The sequence below is a fragment of the Frondihabitans sp. PhB188 genome, from assembly GCF_003752365.1.
Classification (GTDB): domain Bacteria; phylum Actinomycetota; class Actinomycetes; order Actinomycetales; family Microbacteriaceae; genus Frondihabitans.
On the sequence record NZ_RJUO01000002.1, the window covers coordinates 790,170 to 808,546 of the forward strand.

The following is an 18,377-nucleotide window of genomic DNA, read 5'->3' on the forward strand; positions in this document are numbered from 1 at the left end:
CTAAAATGGGCGAATGGCCCCCACAGAGTCCCCCGTCGACCTCGTCGTCCGTGCTTCTCGAGTCCTCGTCGAGGGGGCGTTCCGGCCCGCCGCGGTGAGCGTCACCGGCGGGCTGATCACGGCGATCGACGACATCGACACCGTGCTGACGGCCCTGGAAGACCGCACGCTTCCCGAGGGGCAGGTGCTGATCCCCGGAATCGTCGACAGCCACGTGCACGTCAACGAGCCCGGCCGCACCGACTGGGAGGGCTTCGCGTCGGCCACGACGGCGGCGCTCCGCGGGGGCGTGACGACGATCGTCGACATGCCGCTGAACAGCATCCCGCCGACGACCACCGTCGAGGCGCTCGATCTGAAGCGCGCGGCCGCCGAGCCCCAGGCCCGCGTCGACGTCGGATTCTGGGGCGGCGCGATCCCGTCGTCGCTCGGCGCCCTCCGCCCGGTGCACGACGCCGGGGCCTTCGGCTTCAAGGCGTTCCTGTCGCCGTCGGGCGTGGACGAGTTCCCGCACCTGTCGACCGAGCAGCTGCACGCCGCGATGGAAGAGATCGCCGCGTTCGACGGCCTCCTCATCGTGCACGCCGAAGACCCGGACACCCTCGAGCACTCCCCCGCCCCCGAGGGCGCGTCGTACTCCGCGTTCGTCCGGTCGCGGCCCGACGCGAGCGAGCAGTCGGCGATCGACCACGTGATCGACGCGGTCCGGCGCACGGGCGGCCGGGCGCACATCCTGCACCTGTCGTCGGCGGCCGCTCTGCCCGCCATCCGCGCGGCGAAGGCCGAGGGCCTGCGCCTCACCGTCGAGACCTGCCCCCACTACCTGTCGTTCGACGAGGAGCACATCCCCGACGGCGGCACCCAGTACAAGTGCTGCCCGCCGATCCGCGACGCCGCGAACCAAGACGCCCTGTGGGAGGCCCTCGTCGACGGCACCATCGACCTCGTCGCCAGCGACCACTCCCCCTCGACCGCGGCGCTGAAGTTCGCGGGCAACGGCGACTTCGACCTCGCCTGGGGCGGCATCTCGGGCCTGGAGCTCAGCTTCCGCGCCGTCTGGACCGGCGCCGCCGCACGCGGGATCCCGCTCGAGTCGGTGGTCCGCTGGATGTCGACCGCCACCTCCGACCTCGTCGGGCTCTCCGACCGCGGCCGCATCGCCGTCGGTACCCAGGCCGACCTCGTCGCCTTCGACCCCGACGCGGCCTTCACCGTCGATGCCGCGCGCCTCGCCCACAAGAACCCCGTGAGCGCGTTCGACGGCAGCGAGCTGCGCGGCTCGGTCGAGACGGTGTGGCAGCGCGGCGTCGTGGACGCCGGCGGGCGGCTCGTGGTGCGGCCGGCGTAGCCGCCTTCCGGCAGCCGGGCGCGGCGCTACTCCAGCTCGCCGAGCTCGTCGTACAGCGCCGTGATGGCCGCGACACGGGTACGCCCAGCGCGAGAATCGGCACCGAGCACCGCGGCGGCGAGCAGGTTCGCGAGGCTCATCGGGGCCGCGTACGAGTCGAAGGCCGAGATGCCGTCGACCGGGCAGGGCAGCACGACAGTGTCGGGCGTCACCGGCAGGCGCAACGCCGGGTCGGCGAGCACCACCAGCGGCACCCCGCGCGACTGCAGCGCCGCGACCACGGCGGCGAACCCCGCCGGACGCCGCCGGAACCCGACGAGCACGACGACGTCACGGGCGTCGAGCCCGGCGAGCTCCTCGCCCACCGACTGGCCCGGCGCCGGAGCGACGCGCACGCGGGGCCTCGCCTGAGCGAGCTGCTGCCGAAGGTGCAGGGCGACCGGGTAGCTGTTGCGGAAGCCGGCGACGACGACCTCGCGCGCGGCGGCGATCATGCCGGCGGCGGTCTCCAGGCGCCCGTCGGCGAGCCCGGCGACCATGCGCTCGAGGGCGGCCTGCTCGCTGCGGAGGTGCTCCGCCAGGTCGCCGGTGGGGCCGGTGGCGACGGGCACGCCCCGTCCGCGGAGGGCTCTGGCCTGGTCGCGGAGTTCCTGCGCGTCGGCATAGCCGAGGCTCCTGAAGAGGCGGGACACCGTCGCCTTCGAGACCCCGCTGCTGTCGGCGATCTCGGTGGCCGAGAACACGGCGAGGTCGGCCACGTGCTCGAGCATGAAGTCGGCGGCCACCCGCTCGCGGGCTGTCAGCTCGGCGTAGGCCTCGCGGATCCGGCCCTCGATGTCGTCAGAACCGGGCGCAGGAACTCGGGGCCCCTCCGTCATCACGCCGCGTACGTCGCCGCGTACGCCCTGACCGCCGCCTCGAACGCGTCGAGCGCCACGGCGACGTCCGCCTCGGTCACTGTCTCGTCGGGGTGATGGCTGATGCCGCCTCTGCCGTTGCGGATGAAGAGCATCGCCCAGTCGGTGAGGTCGGCCACCGCCATGGCGTCGTGCCCGGCCTTCGAGAAGAGCACCATCGGGTCGGGCTCGCCGGTCGTCGCGGTGATCCCCGCGCGGATGACGTCTCGCAGGTGGGGCGCGGCCACGACGGCGGGGGCGCCGTGCGTCTGCTCGTCGGCGAAGGCCAGCCCGCGCCGGGTGCAGATCTCGGCCGCGACGTCCTGGATCTGCGCCCACACGGCGTCGCGCACGTCGTCGGTCTCGGCCCGGAGGTCGAGGCTGAACTCGACGCGGCCGGGGATCACGTTGACCCCGCCGGGGAACGCCTGCAGGCGGCCGACGGTGGCGATGGCGCCCGCCTCACGGGCCAGCTGCTCGACGGCGAGCACGACCTCGGAGGCGCCGGCGAGCGCATCGTGGCGGCGGTGGAACGGGACTCCCCCGGCGTGGCCGGCCTCGCCCGTCATGGTGAGGGCGAAGCGGCGGGCGCCGGCGATCGACGAGACGACGGCCAGGGGCAGGTCGGCCTCTTCGAGGTAGGGGCCCTGCTCGATGTGCGCTTCGAGGTAGCCGACGACGTCATCCGAGCGGTACGCGGCGTCGCCGACCTTCGCCGGGTCGAGGCCGAACTCGACGAACGCCTCGCGGAGGGTGGTTCCGCTCTTGTCGGCGAGCGTCCACCACTGGTCGTCCCAGGTGCCGGCGACGGCGCGGGAGCCGAGCAGCGCGGTGCCGAATCGGGTGCCCTCCTCGTCGCCGAATGCGAGCACGTCGATCGCGAACGGGAGCGTCGCGTCGCTCTCGCGGAGGCGGTCCACGACGGCGATGGCGAGCATGACGCCGAGGATCCCGTCGAAGCGGCCGGCGTTCGGAACGGTGTCGAGGTGCGAGCCGAGGAGCAGCGTCGGCAGGCCCGGGGTGGCGCCCTCGAGGCGGCCGCGCTGGTTGCCGGCGGCGTCCATCCACGTGGTCATGCCGGCCTCCTGCATCCAGTGGCCGGCCTGCAGGTTGACGGCGGCGTGCTCGGGCGAGAGGTAGACGCGCTCGATGCCGGTGCGCGTCGACGACTGGTTGGCCAGCGCGTCGCAGCGGTTCAGGATCGTCTTCGCGTCGATCACAAGGCACCCCCGTCGGCGTAGACGTCGTAGGCCGCCCCGACACCGCCGCCGGCCGTGATCGAGACGCCCCCGCGGCGCAGGACCGACTCCAGCGCGCTGAGCGTCGTGAGCACGGTGTCCTTCCGGGCGTTGTAGCCCATGGTGCCGACGCGCCACACCTTGCCGTGCAGGGGGCCGAACGAGGTGCCGATCTCAATGCCGAAGTCGTTCAGCATGGCCGCGCGGGCCGCGTCGCCGTCGATCCCGTCGGGGATCACGACCGCGGTGACGTTGTTCATGCGGTGCTCCAGGTCGCCGAACACCTCGAGGCCGAGCCCCTGGAGACCGGCGAGCATGGCCGAGCCGTGCAGCGCGTGGCGCGCCACGGCGTTGTCGATGCCCTCGTCGACGAGGAGGCGTGCGCACTCGCGAGCGCCGTAGAGCATCGAGGTGGCCTCGGTGTGGTGGTTGAGGCGCTGGGGGCCCCAGTAGTCGAAGATCATCGCGAGATCGAAGTAGTTCGAGCGGATCGGGTGGGCGCTCACGGCGTCGCCGTCGGTGCGGATGCCCGCCTCGATCGACTTGCGCGCAGTGATGACGTCGACGGCCTTCGCGGAGAACGTGACGGGGGCCGAGCCGGAGGGTCCGCCGAGGCACTTCTGCAGGCCGGCGGTCACCGCGTCGAGGCCGAGCTCGTCGGTGCGGAAGGTGTTGCCGGCGAGCGACGCCGTGACGTCGGTGTAGAACAGCACGCCGTGCTTCTCGCACAGCTCGCCGATGCCCTCCAGCGGCTGGGCGACCGTCGTCGACGTGTCGCCGTGCACGACGGCGAGCAGCTTCGGCTTCACGGTCTCGAGCGCCTCGGCGATGGCCGACAGCGGGAAGACCTCGCCCCACGGCACCTCGATGACGTGCACCTCGGCGCCGCAGCGCTCGGCGATCTCTCGCAGCAGGTGGCCGAAGCGGCCGAAGATCGGCACGAGCACCCGGTCGCCGGGCTCGATCAGCGACACGAGCGCCGCCTCGATGCCGGCGCGCGACGTGCCGTCGACGAGCAGGGTCTGCTCGTTTTGCGTCTGGAAGACCTCCCGGTAGAGGGCCTGCGTCTCGTCCATCGCGGACGTCATCCACGGGTCGTACTGGCCGACGAGCTGGGCCGACATGGCGCGCAGCACGCGCGGGTCGGCATTGATCGGGCCGGGGCCCATCAGGAGGCGGGCGGGCGGGTTGATCGACTGGAAGGACTGTTTCACCAGGCCAGTCTACGGAACAACTGTTTCATGCGGGTAAACGTTTCGGCGAGCGAGCAGGCGGGCGGGGTGCGAGATGGCCCTCGCCGGCGCATCGCGGCGGGCAACGCGACGCCGAGGGCCATCTCGCCCGCCGGCACGCACGGAAACGCGGCGGGGCGGCGCCGTGGAGAGAGTACCCGGGGCGTCAGGCCAGACCGGCGGCGAGAGCGACCAGCGCGAGGTCGGTACCGCGCGGGCCGACGAGGCACAGGCCGACGGGTCCGCCGGGCACGGTCATCAGGGGCGCGCTCACGGCGGGGTAGCCGCCGATGCCGGCGATGCAGGTGAGTCCGAGCGTCTGCGAGCGCAGCACGTCGAACTCGGCAGGCGTGGAGGACAACGACGGCGCCGCCGACGCGGCGCTCGGAAGCAGCAGGATCCGCCCGTCCAGCACCTGGTCGAGCTGCTCCCGCTGCTGCGCGAGGTCGGCGCGCGCGTCGGCCTCCTGAGAGGCTGTGACGCTGCGGCCGAAGTGGAAGCGCGACTCGACGTCGGGCGCGAGCGACCCCGGGTTCGCCGTGATCCAGTCGCCGTGCGACTTCCACGCCTCGGCGGCCTGCACGATGCGGAACAGCTCGTACAGGTGTGCAATGTCGCCGAGCTCGACCTCCTCGGGCTCCAGCCCGAGAGCCGGGAGCACGGCCCAGAACGCCTCGCGCACGTCGGGCGTGACCGACGAGAGCAGGCGCGGGTCGACGACGAAGCGCGGCTCCACGTCGCGCTGCAGCACGGCGGCTCCTGCCGAGACGCCGGTCAGCGTCGCGGCGGCGGCCCGCCCCAGAAGCCCGGCGTCGCGCGTCAGCCAGCCGACGGTGTCGAACGTCGGAGCGAGGGGCAGCACGTCGGTCTTGCGCACGGCGCCGTGCGAGGTCCGCAGACCCCACAGGCCCTGATACGACGCAGGAACCCGGATGCTCCCGCCTGTGTCGGTGCCGAGCCCGATGCTGGCGTGCCCGAGCGCCACCGCCGAGGCGGGCCCGCTCGTCGAGCCGCCCGAGATGGCGCCCGGCACCACGCCGTTCGGCGGAGTGCCGTACGCGGAGTTGCGGCCGGCGATGCTGTAAGCGAACTCGTCGGTCTGGGCGATCCCGATGAGGGAGGCTCCGTCGTCGAGCAGCGCCTGGACGGCAGGAGAGTTGAACTGCTGATCGGCCTGGCCCTCGAGGTACGCGGGTACGCCGGCGCCGATGCGCACGCCCGCGACGGCGAACAGGTCTTTGACGGCGACTGTCTCGCCGAGCAGCGACCCCTCGTCGGCGCCGGCGACGAGGGGTGCGCCGACGACGCGCCAGATCCTGGTGTCGAAGATGGGAGAGGGGGCATGCACCTGCGCCGTGGCGATGCGCCACGCGTGGTCGTGCCAGGAGCGGCGCCAGAGCTGGGTGACGACGCCGCGGCCTCCGGCGGCGGGTGCGTTGACCGACACCACGACGGCGTTCGAGGGGTCGACGACCCGGACGTGCAGCTCGACGATGCGGCGCAGCGGCACGGCCGACCGACGCGCACGGAACCCCGTGATGGCGTCATGGCCGCGCAGGAGTCCTCCGGCGTCGGCCCGGAGCGCGTCGGGGTCGTTCTCGAACGCGTCGGAGAGCGCCTCCTGGTCGTTGGCGGCGAGGGCCGCCTCGTACGCGTCGAAGGCCTCGAGCAGCCCGTCGGGGAGCTCGCCCTGCACGGTGGTCGGCTCAGTTGTGCGTGACGGCTCAGTTGTGCGTGACGGCTCAGTTGTCAAAATCACTCACCCGGATCCTGGCGTGGACGCCCTTGACCAGGTCGACGACCTGGGAGATGTTGAAGTCGGTCGCCGCCGACAGGTACGCGTAGGCGAGCGCCTCGTCCATTCCGAAGCGCGCCTTCAGGAGCGACAGGGCCGCGCGCACGCAGTTCTGCACCGCGACGTCGAGGTCGTCGTCCATTCCGGTCGGCACCAGGAACTCGGGAGTCTCGGCCAGCGGACCGGCGATCTCGCCGAACGCGGCGATCGCGTCCGCCTTCTTCACCAGGTCGAGCCGGACCGTCACACGCAGGGACGCCTCCATGGCGGTGAGGGCCACCTCGCCGTCGCCCTGCGCGAAGTGCGGGTCGCCGACGTAGGCGAGGGCGCCGGGCACCTGGACGGGAAGGTGGAGCGACGTGCCCTCGACGAGGAGGTTGATGTCGATGTTGCCGCCGTGGGCGCCGGGCGGGACGGAGTGGGGGCGGGAAGTTCCTGCGACCGCTACGCCCATGATGCCGAGGAAGGGCCGGAGCGGGAACCGGACCGTGTGCTCGGCGCCGGCCGTGCGGGGCATCGTGCCGAAGCCGTCGTCGGTCGCCCGCGCGAACACCGAGACGTTGAGGCCGCCGCGGGGGAGCTCGTCGGGCAGAGCGCCGCGGCCGTGGCGGTTCGAGATGACGCCGTACGGCACGCGGGGGGTGGCGGTGATCAGGGTCATCGTGAGGAGGTCGCCGGGCTCGGCACCCTCGACGGCGATCGGCCCGGTGACGACGTGCGGCCCGTCGACGGCGGGGTCGCGCCGGCCCGTCGACGCGGCGATCTCGACGGCGTCGGTCAGGACGTCGGAGGCGGGCACTCCGTGCTCGGCGAAGAAGCCGATGGGGTCGCGGCCCTGGTCTTCGAGGATTCCCTCGTGGCTCAGCGTGTCGATCGTCACCTCGGTGCCGGGCGCGACCGTCAGGACGGCCTCGTCGGCGCCGCAGGGCAGGCGGCCCCACAGCGTGTTGGCGGCGGAGGCGGGCAGGTAGGCCGAGGCGGGGATCGGGCCGGCGCCGGGCTGCAGGATCATGCTCCGACCCTAGCGGGCGGATGTTTCGTGCCTTCGACCGCGAGCGTCCGCTGGGCATTCCTGATGAGAACGCCGCGAGCGGGGCCCACCCCAGCTTCCTCATTGCGACGCCTCCTTACCGTCGAGCGTGACTGCTCCCACGTCTTCGTCTCCCCGCGCTCTCCGCGCGCTCACCGGCTTCTCGGGCCTCGCCGTCGTCGCCGGCCTGCTCGTCGCCGTCCTGGCCGTCCCCGCCCTCGTCGTCGTGTCGAACACCGTCACGACCGGTGTGACGGCGTTCGACTCGCTGCCCGGCTACCTCGCGATCACCCCGCCCGCCCAGGCCACCAGCGTCTACGCGAAGGACGGCTCGAAAGAGGTCAAGATCGCGTCGTTCTACACGGAGAACCGCACCGACGTGACGGCCGACCAGATCTCGCAGAACGTCAAGGACGCCGCTGTCGCCGCGGAGGACCCGCGCTTCTACGACGAGGGAGCGATCGACCTCCAGGGCACGATCCGCGGCATCCTCGCGACCACGCTCGGCGGCGACGTGCAGGGCGGCTCGTCGATCACGCAGCAGTACGTGAAGAACGTGCTCGTCGAGCGCTGCGCGACCGAGAACACCGACGCCGCCAAGGCCGAGAAGTGCTACGAGGACGTCACCGCCGTGACCCCGCAGCGCAAGCTCCGCGAGATGCGCTACGCCATCACCGTCGAGAAGAAGTACTCGAAGTCGGAGATCCTCACCGGCTACCTCAACATCGTCGGCTTCGGCGGCAACATCTACGGCATCCAGGCCGCCGCCGAGTACTACTTCGGCGTCTCGGCGTCGGCCCTGAACGTCGCGCAGTCGGCGACGCTCGTCGCCATCCTGAACAACCCGTCGAACCTCCGCATCGACGAGCCGGCGAACGCCTCCAACGGGTCTGCCGACCACTACGCCCTGACGAAGGTGCGTCGCGACTACGTGCTCCAGCGCATGTACGTGCACGGCAAGATCACGAAGGCGGAGCTCACGGCGGCGAAGGCCAGCGTGATCGCGCCCCACATCACCGCATCGACCAACGGGTGCGCGGCGGCCGTGAAGTACGACGCCGGCTACTTCTGCGACTACGTCACGAACGTCATCAAGAACGACACCGCCTTCGGCTCCACCGCGGACGCCCGCCTGCAGAGCCTCAACGAGGGCGGGTTGAAGATCTACACGACCCTCAACCTGGCCCAGCAGCGCACCGCGCAGGCCTCGCTCAGCGCCTACATGCCGACGACGGTCTCCGGGCTGAACGTCGGGGCCTCGAACGTCTCGGTCGAGCCCGGCTCGGGCCGGATCCTGACGATGGTGCAGAACACCGACTACACGCAGAGCGACCAGGCGGCGGCGGGCTCCTCTGCGGTCAACTACAACACCGACCAGGCGTACGGCGGCTCCACGGGCTTCCAGACCGGCTCGTCGTTCAAGGCGTTCACGCTGGCCGCCTGGCTCGAGGCCGGGCACACGCTGTCGGACTACGTCACCACAGGAACCCACGACTTCTCGTTCGCGCAGTTCACCGCGAGCTGCACGAATCTCGGCGCCGGAACGTGGCCCGTGGCGAACGCCGAGAGCGTCCCGTCGTCGATGTCGGTCCTGACCGCGACGCAGGAGTCCATCAACACGGCCTACGCCGACATGGGCACGCAGCTCGACCTCTGCGACATCATCGACGCCGCCAAGGCCATGGACGTCCACACGGCGACCACCGGCGGCTCGCTCAGCGTCGTCCCGTCGGCGATCCTCGGCACCAACACGATCGCGCCTCTGACGATGGCCGTCGCCTACGCCGGCATCGCCAACGGCGGCGTGGTCTGCACGCCCGTCGCCATCGACAGCATCACCGGCCCGGACGGCGCGATCGCGGCGACTCCGACGACCTGCACGCAGGGCATGTCCTCCGACGTCGCCGCCGGCGTCTCGTACGCCCTGCAGACGGTCTTGAAGGCGGGCGGCACCGGCTCGCTCGCGAACCCGGGCGACGGCGTCGACATGCTGGCCAAGACCGGCACGAACGACAACGCCGAGCAGAACTGGCTGGTCACGTCGACGACGAAGGTCGCGACCGCCACCTGGGTCGGCAACGTCTCGGGTTCGGCCGGCTTCTACGACACGTACATCAACGGCGTCTACGGCTACAACCTGAAGTTCCTGATCGCGAAGCCGATCCTGCAGTCGCTCGACGCCGAGTACGGCGGAGACACCCTCACGGCCCCGCCGGCGTCCGAGCTCGGCACGACGTCGAGCTCGAGCGACAGCGCCGGCTCCGGCTCCGGCTCCGGCTCCGGCTCCGGCCAAACAGGCGCGACTTCGGGTGGGACAGGCGGCGCTCAGGGCTGATTCCGTGACGTTTTGCGGTGTGTGCACGTCTGATCGTCAGCGGCACACCGACCGCCTCCTGACACACGGCTAGAAAGACGAGCAGAATTCGCTCATGAATTTCCCCGGCTCCTCGCGGCACGACTCCGACACGACTCCCACCCCGACCTTCCACGCCGACGACACCGTCAGCCGAGGCATGAAGATCGCCGGCGCGTGGGGATGGCGAATTCTCGTCCTGATCGCCTGCCTGGCCGTCGGCGGGCTCCTGATCTCCGAGCTCAAGGAGATCGTGGTGCCGTTCCTGATCGCGCTCCTGATCTCGGCGCTGCTGCAGCCGCTGGTCAAGCTCCTCGAGAGGCACCGCTGGCCCAAGTGGCTGGCCATCGTGGTGACGCTGCTGGCGGCGATCGTCGTGTTCGGCGGCCTGATCCTGCTCGTGGTGCTCCAGGTGCGCGCCGGTCTGCCGGCGCTCGAGAAGGAATCCGTCTCGCGCTTCAACGTCGTGAAGGACTTCCTCGCCGGGCCGCCCTTCAACCTCACCAGCAAGGATTACAACTCGGTCATCGACAGCGCCACCAGCGCAATCCAGGACAGCTCGAAGAGCCTGCTCTCGGGCGTCGCCGCGTTCGGCCTGGGCGCCGGCCACTTCGTCGCCGACGGCCTGCTGACCATCTTCGCCACCATCTTCATGCTGATCGACGGCGACGGCGTGTGGCGCTGGGTCACCCGCCTCTTCCCGCGTCGCGCGCGTGCCGCGGTCGACGGTGCCGGCCACTCCGGCTGGATCACCCTCACCACGTTCGTCCGCGTGCAGATCTTCGTGGCTGCGGTCGACGGCCTCGGCGTCGGGCTCTTCGCGTTCTTCCTCGGCCTGCCCCTGGCCGTGCCGATCGGCGTGCTGGTCTTCCTCGCCTCCTTCATCCCGGTCGTCGGAGCCATCGTCTCGGGCGCCTTCGCCGTGGTGATCGCCCTGCTCTTCATCGGCCCGCTCCAGGCGCTCATCATGCTCGGCGGCGTGATCCTCGTGCACCTCCTCGAGGCGCACGTTCTGCAGCCGCTGGTCATGGGCAACGCCGTCAAGGTGCACCCGCTGGCCGTCGTGTTCGCCGTGGCCGGAGGCTCGTACGTCGCCGGCATCCCCGGCGCCCTGTTCGCCGTGCCGACCATCGCCGTCATCAACGTCATGGTCACCTACGTCGCGCGCGGAAAGTGGCGCGACGGGGTCTCGTCCCAGCGAGACGAGGAGGACGCCGCCGACGAGGTGGTGCCGCAGACCGAGGGCACTCCGGCGAAGAACGCCGGGGCATAGACCGCGGGGCGCAGGAACGGCGACCCCACCACCGCCGCAGGCCCCGCCCCGTCGACGCCTACTGCTCGCGCGCCCGCCGTGCCGCACGACGCCGCTCGCGCCACGAAGGCCGTGGCGCCGCCGCGACGGCCTCCGACGCGGCTGCGGCTTCGGCGCGGCGGCGGCTCCGGCGTTCCTGCCACCGTCGCACTTCGGCGTCGGGCTCCCGCAGCGGCGTGACGACCGGCGGCCCGCCCGTCAGCTGGCGGCGGGCCTCGACGATCCGGGCGTTGAAGTCCGCGATCGTCGCGCGCACCGACGCCTCGGTGCCCATCGTGTCGAGGAGCCCGTCGAGCTGCTCGTTCTCGGTGCGGAGCGACAGCGCCGGGGGCGCCACGCCCGAGAGGCCCTCGCGCTCGATCTTGGCCTTGATCCACCAGTCGGGATCGTGGGTCGACGAGAGGCCGGGGAGCGGCTTGCCGGCGAGCGGCGAGTTGTCGAACTCGCCGGCGTCGATGGCGCGGTCGAGAGCGGTCTTCGCGATCGAGCGGAGCTCGTCGGCGGTCGGGGCGCGGCGCTGCTCGACGGGGATGTCGCGTTCCAGACGGTAGCGGGCCGCCGCGAGCGAGGGGTCGCGCTTCGCGGTCTCGCGCACGACCTCGTCTCGGCGCACCGGAGTGGGGCGCCGGGTGGGCGGAGTCTGCTGGTCGTCGGCCATCCCCTTCACGCTACGCCGGGTCGGGCGTCCGCACCTCAGGCGAACAGCACCGGCTGCGCTGCGGGCACGGCCTTCTCGAGCCCGAGCAGGTACTCCTTGCGCTCGATCCCCCCGCCGAACCCGGTCATCGCCCCGTTGGCGCCGATCACGCGGTGGCACGGGACGACGATGCTCAGCGGGTTGCGCCCGTTGGCGAGGCCCACCGCCCGCACGGCCCTCGCGTTGCCGAGGCGCGCGGCGATCCGCCCGTACGTCCAGGTCTGGCCGTACGGGATCTGCCGCAGCTGGTTCCAGACGGCGAGCTGGAAGTCGGTGCCGACCGGGGCCGTCGGCATGTCGAACTCGCGCCGATCGCCGTCGAAGTACTCGCCGAGCTGCTCGGTCGCGGCCGCGAAGACGCCGTCGCCGGCCGCCACCCGATCGCCGTAGGTCTCGACGGAGGGGGCGTGACGGTGGTCGACCATGTAGAGGGCCCGGAGGGCGTCGTCGGTGGCGATCAGCGTGAGGGCTCCGATGGGGGAGTCGATCTCGGTCCAGGTGGTGGTCATGCGAGCTTCTCCGAGGTGTCGAGGACGACGTCGTGCGTCGGGATGGAGTTGACGGCGTGCGGGCTAAGGGCCCAGAGGTACTGCACGACGTAGGCCCGCCAGGGGGACCACGCGCGCGAGGCGGCCTCGAGGGCGGGGCCGGTCGACGGGAGGCCGAGTTCCTGCGCCGCCTTCTTCACCCCGAGGTCGCTCCCGACGAACGCGTCGGGGTCGCCCAGGGCGCGCATCGCGATGGTCTCGATGGTCCAGGGGCCGATGCCGGGGAGGGCCGCGAGCGAGGCTCGGGCCTCGGCCCAGTCGGCTCCGGCGTCGAGGCGGACGGCGCCGGAGGCCAGCGCTGTGGCCATTCCGCGGAACGTGCGCTTGCGCGACTCCGGCATGCCCAGGGCGCCCTCGAGATCGGTCGAGGAGACGAGCGCCTCGGCGGTCGGGAACAGGTGCGTGAGTCCGCCGTCCGGGTCGTCGATCGGCTCGCCGAACCGCGCGACGAGGCGCTGCGCGTGGGTGCGGGCCGCGGCGGTCGAGACCTGCTGGCCCAGCACGGCACGGAGCGCCATCGCCTCGGGATCGAGGTAGCGCGGCACCCGGCGGCCGGGCGCGAGCTCGACGAGCGGGCGGAGGTGCTCGTCGGCGGCGAGCGCGGCCATCACCGCCTCGGGATCGGCGTCGAGGTCGAGCAGGCGGCGCACGCGGCTGACCGCCGCCGACAGATCGCGGACGTCGCTGAGTCGCAGGGTCATGGGGAAGGCCGTGCCCACGGGCCTCCGGATCGACACGATGCCCCAGCCGCGCGGGAGGCGGAGGGTGGAGCGGTAGGCGCCGTCTCGGAACTCCTCGACGCCCGGCACGCCGGTCGCCACGAGGTGGCCGATGAGGTTCGACGGGTCGAGCGGCTGACGGAACGACAGGCGCAGCGATACGACGCCCGAGCGCGGTGCGGAGGCTTCCTGACCCGCGCTGGCGCGGAGCTCGCTCGGGGTCGATGCGTAGGTGGCGCGCACGACGTCGTTGAAGGCGCGGATCGACGAGAACCCCGCGGCGAAGGCGATGTCGCTCATCGGCAGGTCGGTCGACTCGAGGAGGGTCCGGGCCGACTGGGCACGCTGCGCCTGGGCGAGGGCGAGCGGCCCGGCGCCGAGCTCGTCGAGCAGCAGCCGCTCCACCTGCCTGACGCTGTAGCCCAGGGTCGATGCGAGCGCAGGAACTCCCTGCCGGTCGATGAGTCCGTCCGCGATCAGCCGCATCGCCCTCGCCACCGTGTCGGAGCGCACGTTCCACTCGGGCGAGCCGGGCACCGCGTCCGGCCGGCAGCGCTTGCAGGCGCGGAACCCTGCCGCCTGCGCCGAGGCCGCAGACGGGTGGAAGACCATGTTCTCGTCTTTGGGCGTGCGCGCCGGGCAGCTCGGCCGGCAGTAGATGCCGGTGCTCAGGACCGCCGTGTAGAAGAAGCCGTCGAAGCGCGCGTCGCGGCTGCGGACTGCTCCGCGTCGGGCCGCGTCGTCGAGAGCTGCGTGCTGCGGGTTCATGCCTCCATCGTCGCACCCGGAGCCGGGGACGACTAGCGAGAATGCGACACGGCTGTACCGAGGCAGCGAGTACCTCCGGCACGCGTCGCACACCGTGACGCGGCCGTCCGCCGGTGGACTCGATCGCGGGCCGCGACTAGCCTCGCGAACGACGAAGGAGTCCGATGACCGACAGCACCGCCCCGCCCCACGGGAGCGACCCCGCCCGCACGAAGACCCTCGAGTGGCACGACCCGGCCATCACGGCCGAGGCCGCCAAGACCATGACCGGCCTCGACTTCCTCCGCGCGATCATCAGCGGCGAGCTGCCTCCCCCGCCGATCCTGTCGGGGTTCAATGCGACGCTGGCCGCGGCCGACGAGGGCTCGGTGGAGTTCCGCTGCGCCCCCGACGAATCGCACTACAACCCGATCGGAACCGTCCACGGCGGCTACGTGTGCACGATGCTCGACTCGGCCCTCGGCTGCGCCGCCCAGTCGACACTTCCGGCCGGCACCGGCTACACCTCGCTCGAGATCAAGGTGAGCTACCTGCGTCCGCTGTTCGCCGACTCGGGCCAGGTGACGGTCACCGCCCGCGTCACGAAGCCGGGCACCCGCGCCGCCTTCGCCGAGGGCGAGGTGCGCGACTCCGACGGCAAGCTGATCGCCACCGCCACCGGCACCCTGCTGGTCTTCAGCGTGTAGATTTTCGTATAGACGACATCTATACGAAAAGCGAGAACCGCGTGACGCCTCCGAATGCCGCACTGCTGATCCGGCGTGCCCGCGAAGACATCGGCCAGTCGCAATCCGAGCTGGCCGCCTCCGCGGGCATCCAGCAGCCCACGATCTCGGCCTACGAATCGGGCTCGAAACGGCCCCGCCCGGAGACGCTCGCGAAGATCCTGCGCGCGGCCCGTCTCCGCCCGAGCGTCGCGCTCCACGTCCTCGCCGACGACGTCCGGTCCGCTGCTGCCGCCCACGGGCTCGCCGACGTCCGCGTCTTCGGCTCTGTGCTCGACGGCACCGACACCGAAGACAGCGACATAGACCTGCTGGTCCGCACGACGGCGGCGACCACCCTCTTCGACCTGGGCGCGTTCGGGGCCGCGGTCGAGAGCCTCACGGGGTTCCACGCCGACGTCCTGACGGACTCGCAGGCCGAGGCGACCTTCCTGCGGCACGTGCGAGAGCGCGCCGAGCGGCTGTGAGCGACTCGTTCACCCCGCGACCCCGTGTTCCCCGCGACGGTCCCGGGGTCGACCGCTGGCCCGCGATCGAGGCCGCCCTGCGCGGCCTCCTGGGCGAGTGCGAGGCGGTCGTCGCGCGCGGCCGCGACGAGTTCGACGCCGTGCACAGCCTGACGTTCCGGGCCTCTGAGGCCGTGATCATCCACTTCCACGACCTGGTCGGCAGCCGCGTGCCGAGGGAGCGGCTCGACCGGCTTCCCGTCGGGCTGCCGCTCAGCGCGATCGCCGCGACGCGCAACGTCCTGGCGCACAACTACCGCGCTGCCGACACGGCCATCGTCTGGGCGGTCATGGTGCGCGACCTCCCCGACGCGATCCGCGCCCTCGTCGATGAAGCCGAGCCGTCTGCCAAGATCGACGGATGACCGCACGACCCCGCCTGCTCCTCGTCGACGTCAGCGATCGCGAGAGGGCCGACCCGGCCTACGGAGCCACCCTCCGCGAGCTCACCGCGAGCATTGCGAGCGCAGGAACGCGGGCCGGCTTCGCCGTGCACCGCGTCGCCGCCGACTCCGCCGATCTGGCCGCCGAGCTCGCCGCCGCCGACGCGGTCCTCCTCACCGGGGGTGAAGACGTCGACCCGGCCCTGTACGGAGGCCCGGCCGACTATCCCGGTCGCGACGAGGTGTTCGCCGACGCCGACCGCGCGCAGACGGCGCTGGTGCGCGACGCCGTCGCCGCCGGGACCCCGGTCGTCGGCATCTGCCGCGGCATGCAGGTCGTCAACGTCGCCCTCGGCGGCGACCTCGTGCAGCACCTGCACGACGGCGGCCACGTCGCCTCAGGGCCGGCCGACGCGCCCATGCTCTCGCACGCCGTCGCCATCGAGCCCACCAGCGACCTGGCCCGGATCGTCGGCGCCACGGCGCTCCAGGTGCAGAGCTCGCACCACCAGGCGGTCGCCACTCCCGGCACCGGCCTGCGGGTGGTCGCCCGCGCGCTCGACGGCACGGCGGAGGCCGTCGAGCACGAGTCGGCGCCGGTGTGGGCGGTGCAGTGGCATCCCGAAGACGCGGGCTCGACCGGGAGCGTGCTCGACGACCTCCTGGCGGCGGCGCTTCGGGCGGTGCGCCGCTAGGAGTTCCTGCGCCCTCAGAAATTCAAGGAGATTCTCGGTCGCGGCGATGGGCGCATGCCGATCGGGGCGGCGCCGGAGCGAGAATCTCCTTGAATTTCGGGAGCGGGTCAGAGGGTGACTGTCTCGCCGATCGCGGGCGACATCATCGGCGTGCCGGTGAGCCCGCTCTCGCCGAGCCACTGGTCCATCGAGCCGCGGCCGGCCTCGCTGAGCATGAGGTCGTGGATCTGCACGGTGCGGGTCGGCTTCACGGCGCGCACGTAGTCGACGGCGCCCTGCGTGGTGACCCAGGGCCCACTGGTGGGGAGCAGGAGCGACTCGACCGGCACGCCGGGCTCGAGGTAGGCGTCGCCGGGGTGGAAGACGGCCGAGTCGACGAGGTACCCGACGTTCTGCATGAGCGGCATGTCGCTGTGGATCGACGCGTGGTGCTCGCCGAACACCGCGATGTCGAAGCCGGCCTCGGTGAACGAGTCGCCCGTCGAGACGGTGACGACGCGGCCGTCGTGGCCGCCCAGCGGTGAGGTGACCGACTCGGGGCCGTAGACGGTGAGCTCGGGCTGCACGTCGAGCGCGGCGCTCAGGATGCCGGCGTCGAAGTGGTCGGGGTGGTCGTGCGTGATGAGCACGGCGGCGGCACCCGAGACGAGCTCCGCAGCGTTCGGGGTATAGCTGCCTGGGTCGATGACGAGGTCGCCCTCGCCTTTCGAGAGGACGACCGTGGCGTGCGTGTGCTTGGTGAGCTCCATGCACCGAACTATACAGGTTGACTGTATAGTTGCGCCATGAGCAGCGCCGCCAGCCGCCCCGAAGGCGACAGCCCCTTCACCCTCGAAGACGCCGACAACCTCCGCCGCTCGGTGGGAACGATAGTCCGAGCCGTCCGCGACCGGACCACCGACGAGTCCGACGGCCAGATCGAGACCCTCGGCTTCCTGATGCGCGACGGCGCGCAGAGCATCGCGCACCTGGCCCGCCGCCGGGCCGTGCGGCACCAGAGCATGAGCTCCATCGTCGCCGACCTCGAGAACCGGGGGCTCGTCGCCCGCGACCCCGACCCGGCCGACGCGCGCGGCGTGCTGATCTCGCTCACGGGCGCAGGAACTGCCGTGGTCACCGAGTCACGCGAGACCCGCTCCGTCGTGCTGCGGGACGCCGCGATGCGGGCACTCGTCGGCGAGGACCTCGCGCTCCTCGCGCGCCTCCCCGCCCTGCTCGACGCCCTGTCGGCTGAGCTCGCCTGACCCGTCTGCAAAATCAAGGAGATCGGCCGCCGAAGATGCCCGGGATCCGCCCCACGTTCGGTGCGGCAGACCAGATCTCCTTGAAATTACGAGGACGTGCCGCGGCGGCGGAGCGCGCCGTGCCCCGGCAGCAGCGTCCAGTCGGCGTAGCGGCCGGCGAGCTCGGCGGCGAGCTGCGAGGCGGCGCGCACGTCGGAGTGGAACATCGGGTGCAGAGACTGGGGGCCTACGCGGCGCGAGACCGCGTGGCCGGTGACGAGGGCGTCGCCGGTCGCCACGGCACGGGCGTCGACGAGCTCGTACAGCGTGTGGCCCGGCGTGTGGCCGATCGACGGGACGGCGCGGACGGCGTGCCCGGCGAGGGCCAGCTCGGTCGGCGCCGCCTCGACGCTCCGCACGGCGACGTCGCCCAGCCCGCCGGCTCGCAGGGCGTGGACAATCCAGCGCACGAAGCGGGGCTTGGCGAGGTGGGGCACGATGTCGCGGACCGTGACCTGATGGATCTCGTCGCGGCGCACGTTGGGCAGCTCCGCCTCGCCCGTGTAGACCCGCGCGTCGGGGTAGGTGCCGAGGAGCGCGCGGATCGAGCCGATGTGGTCGGAGTGCCCGTGGGTGACGGCGATCGCCGTCAGGGGCAGGCCGGGCGCCGCCTCTCGCAACGACTGCTCGACGAGCGGCAGGTCGCCGGGGTAGCCGGCGTCGATCAGCGCCACCTCGGAGTCGCCGACGAGGACCACCCAGTTCGACGCGGGGCCTTCGATGAAGTGGACACCCGGGGCGACTCGGTCGACGGAGCGGACGGTGGGTGCAGACACGAAGAGCTCTTCCTAGGGCGGTACGGGGGAGTAGATCAAGCGTAGAGGCGGCAGCAGGGAGGTCGATCGGCAG

General features: G+C 72.0%; 18 protein-coding genes. 8 read left to right on the forward strand and 10 right to left on the reverse strand.

Going from position 1 to position 18,377, the window contains the following annotated elements; genetic code table 11:
- Nucleotides 1-13: 13 nt before the first annotated feature.
- Entirely contained in the window at nucleotides 14-1,348 is a 1,335-nt protein-coding gene (allB, locus tag EDF46_RS08650) for an allantoinase AllB (RefSeq protein ID WP_123505845.1), read from the forward strand.
- 26 nt (nucleotides 1,349-1,374) lie between these two features.
- On the opposite strand, the gene EDF46_RS08655 is transcribed toward allB, so the two are convergent.
- From EDF46_RS08655 to EDF46_RS08675, 5 genes are all read right to left on the reverse strand, one after another.
- Nucleotides 1,375-2,226: a MurR/RpiR family transcriptional regulator gene (locus EDF46_RS08655; RefSeq protein ID WP_123505846.1), complete on the reverse strand. Its 852-nt coding sequence runs from the start codon at nucleotides 2,224-2,226 to the stop codon at nucleotides 1,375-1,377.
- Nucleotides 2,226-3,464, reverse strand: a complete 1,239-nt coding sequence (locus EDF46_RS08660; protein WP_123505847.1) for an allantoate amidohydrolase — start codon at nucleotides 3,462-3,464, stop codon at nucleotides 2,226-2,228. Before EDF46_RS08660 ends, EDF46_RS08655 begins: the two co-directional genes overlap by 1 nt.
- Nucleotides 3,461-4,696, reverse strand: coding sequence for an alanine--glyoxylate aminotransferase family protein (locus EDF46_RS08665; protein ID WP_304999878.1), 1,236 nt, complete (start codon nucleotides 4,694-4,696; stop codon nucleotides 3,461-3,463). The genes EDF46_RS08660 and EDF46_RS08665 overlap by 4 nt, the downstream gene beginning before the upstream one ends.
- Before the next feature lie 184 nt (nucleotides 4,697-4,880).
- A complete protein-coding gene (locus EDF46_RS08670; protein ID WP_123505848.1) occupies nucleotides 4,881-6,410 on the reverse strand; it encodes an AtzH-like domain-containing protein in 1,530 nt (509 codons plus the stop codon).
- A gap of 46 nt (nucleotides 6,411-6,456) precedes the next feature.
- The gene (locus EDF46_RS08675; RefSeq protein WP_123505849.1) at nucleotides 6,457-7,521 is read right to left on the reverse strand and encodes an acetamidase/formamidase family protein; all 1,065 of its coding nucleotides are present in this window, start codon (nucleotides 7,519-7,521) and stop codon (nucleotides 6,457-6,459) included.
- 127 nt (nucleotides 7,522-7,648) lie between these two features.
- Here EDF46_RS08675 and EDF46_RS08680 point away from each other — a divergent pair, with 127 nt between their 5' ends.
- Both EDF46_RS08680 and EDF46_RS08685 read left to right on the forward strand, forming a co-directional pair.
- Nucleotides 7,649-9,874, forward strand: coding sequence for a transglycosylase domain-containing protein (locus tag EDF46_RS08680; protein WP_123505850.1), 2,226 nt, complete (start codon nucleotides 7,649-7,651; stop codon nucleotides 9,872-9,874).
- A gap of 94 nt (nucleotides 9,875-9,968) precedes the next feature.
- Complete coding sequence (locus tag EDF46_RS08685; RefSeq protein ID WP_123505851.1) at nucleotides 9,969-11,165, forward strand: AI-2E family transporter; 1,197 nt, start codon at nucleotides 9,969-9,971, stop codon at nucleotides 11,163-11,165.
- A 58-nt stretch (nucleotides 11,166-11,223) separates the two neighbouring features.
- Here the strand turns inward: EDF46_RS08685 and EDF46_RS08690 are convergent, their stop codons facing one another.
- From EDF46_RS08690 to EDF46_RS08700, 3 genes are read right to left on the reverse strand one after another with little or no spacing between them, the layout of a single operon-like run.
- The gene (locus EDF46_RS08690; protein ID WP_123505852.1) at nucleotides 11,224-11,862 is read right to left on the reverse strand and encodes a DUF1992 domain-containing protein; all 639 of its coding nucleotides are present in this window, start codon (nucleotides 11,860-11,862) and stop codon (nucleotides 11,224-11,226) included.
- Between the two features lie 35 nt (nucleotides 11,863-11,897).
- Nucleotides 11,898-12,410 carry a methylated-DNA--[protein]-cysteine S-methyltransferase gene (locus EDF46_RS08695; RefSeq protein ID WP_123505853.1) on the reverse strand — a complete coding sequence of 171 codons (513 nt, stop codon included), beginning with the start codon at nucleotides 12,408-12,410 and terminating at the stop codon, nucleotides 11,898-11,900.
- Nucleotides 12,407-13,936 carry a DNA-3-methyladenine glycosylase 2 gene (locus EDF46_RS08700; RefSeq protein WP_123505854.1) on the reverse strand — a complete coding sequence of 510 codons (1,530 nt, stop codon included), beginning with the start codon at nucleotides 13,934-13,936 and terminating at the stop codon, nucleotides 12,407-12,409. The genes EDF46_RS08695 and EDF46_RS08700 overlap by 4 nt, the downstream gene beginning before the upstream one ends.
- A gap of 164 nt (nucleotides 13,937-14,100) precedes the next feature.
- Between EDF46_RS08700 and EDF46_RS08705 the strand changes: the two genes are divergently transcribed.
- The 4 genes from EDF46_RS08705 to EDF46_RS08720 are packed head-to-tail and all read left to right on the forward strand — an operon-like array spanning nucleotide 14,101 to nucleotide 16,245.
- Nucleotides 14,101-14,622 carry a PaaI family thioesterase gene (locus EDF46_RS08705; protein ID WP_123505855.1) on the forward strand — a complete coding sequence of 174 codons (522 nt, stop codon included), beginning with the start codon at nucleotides 14,101-14,103 and terminating at the stop codon, nucleotides 14,620-14,622.
- 41 nt (nucleotides 14,623-14,663) lie between these two features.
- Nucleotides 14,664-15,128: a helix-turn-helix domain-containing protein gene (locus EDF46_RS08710; protein ID WP_123505856.1), complete on the forward strand. Its 465-nt coding sequence runs from the start codon at nucleotides 14,664-14,666 to the stop codon at nucleotides 15,126-15,128.
- Nucleotides 15,125-15,532: a HepT-like ribonuclease domain-containing protein gene (locus tag EDF46_RS08715; RefSeq protein ID WP_123505857.1), complete on the forward strand. Its 408-nt coding sequence runs from the start codon at nucleotides 15,125-15,127 to the stop codon at nucleotides 15,530-15,532. The genes EDF46_RS08710 and EDF46_RS08715 overlap by 4 nt, the downstream gene beginning before the upstream one ends.
- Nucleotides 15,529-16,245 (forward strand): gamma-glutamyl-gamma-aminobutyrate hydrolase family protein, encoded by a 717-nt coding sequence (locus tag EDF46_RS08720; RefSeq protein WP_123505858.1) that lies wholly within the window; start codon nucleotides 15,529-15,531, stop codon nucleotides 16,243-16,245. Before EDF46_RS08715 ends, EDF46_RS08720 begins: the two co-directional genes overlap by 4 nt.
- Before the next feature lie 107 nt (nucleotides 16,246-16,352).
- Here EDF46_RS08720 and EDF46_RS08725 read toward each other — a convergent pair whose 3' ends face one another.
- Nucleotides 16,353-16,994 (reverse strand): MBL fold metallo-hydrolase, encoded by a 642-nt coding sequence (locus EDF46_RS08725; protein ID WP_123505859.1) that lies wholly within the window; start codon nucleotides 16,992-16,994, stop codon nucleotides 16,353-16,355.
- A gap of 36 nt (nucleotides 16,995-17,030) precedes the next feature.
- Between EDF46_RS08725 and EDF46_RS08730 the strand changes: the two genes are divergently transcribed.
- Nucleotides 17,031-17,489, forward strand: coding sequence for a MarR family winged helix-turn-helix transcriptional regulator (locus tag EDF46_RS08730; RefSeq protein ID WP_123505860.1), 459 nt, complete (start codon nucleotides 17,031-17,033; stop codon nucleotides 17,487-17,489).
- Between the two features lie 86 nt (nucleotides 17,490-17,575).
- Here the strand turns inward: EDF46_RS08730 and EDF46_RS08735 are convergent, their stop codons facing one another.
- A complete protein-coding gene (locus EDF46_RS08735; RefSeq protein ID WP_123505861.1) occupies nucleotides 17,576-18,304 on the reverse strand; it encodes an MBL fold metallo-hydrolase in 729 nt (242 codons plus the stop codon).
- Between the last annotated feature and the right edge of the window lie 73 nt (nucleotides 18,305-18,377).

Bases quoted from the DNA above. Each gene is read 5' to 3' on its own strand.
- EDF46_RS08685 (WP_123505851.1), top strand. From the start codon at position 9,969: ATGAATTTCCCCGGCTCCTCGCGGCACGACTCCGACACGACTCCCACC.
- allB (WP_123505845.1), top strand. From the start codon at position 14: ATGGCCCCCACAGAGTCCCCCGTCGACCTCGTCGTCCGTGCTTCTCGA.
- EDF46_RS08700 (WP_123505854.1), bottom strand. From the start codon at position 13,936: ATGAACCCGCAGCACGCAGCTCTCGACGACGCGGCCCGACGCGGAGCA.
- EDF46_RS08655 (WP_123505846.1), bottom strand. From the start codon at position 2,226: ATGACGGAGGGGCCCCGAGTTCCTGCGCCCGGTTCTGACGACATCGAG.
- EDF46_RS08695 (WP_123505853.1), bottom strand. From the start codon at position 12,410: ATGACCACCACCTGGACCGAGATCGACTCCCCCATCGGAGCCCTCACG.
- EDF46_RS08730 (WP_123505860.1), top strand. From the start codon at position 17,031: ATGAGCAGCGCCGCCAGCCGCCCCGAAGGCGACAGCCCCTTCACCCTC.
- EDF46_RS08720 (WP_123505858.1), top strand. From the start codon at position 15,529: ATGACCGCACGACCCCGCCTGCTCCTCGTCGACGTCAGCGATCGCGAG.
- EDF46_RS08725 (WP_123505859.1), bottom strand. From the start codon at position 16,994: ATGGAGCTCACCAAGCACACGCACGCCACGGTCGTCCTCTCGAAAGGC.
- EDF46_RS08690 (WP_123505852.1), bottom strand. From the start codon at position 11,862: ATGGCCGACGACCAGCAGACTCCGCCCACCCGGCGCCCCACTCCGGTG.
- EDF46_RS08705 (WP_123505855.1), top strand. From the start codon at position 14,101: ATGACCGACAGCACCGCCCCGCCCCACGGGAGCGACCCCGCCCGCACG.
- EDF46_RS08675 (WP_123505849.1), bottom strand. From the start codon at position 7,521: ATGATCCTGCAGCCCGGCGCCGGCCCGATCCCCGCCTCGGCCTACCTG.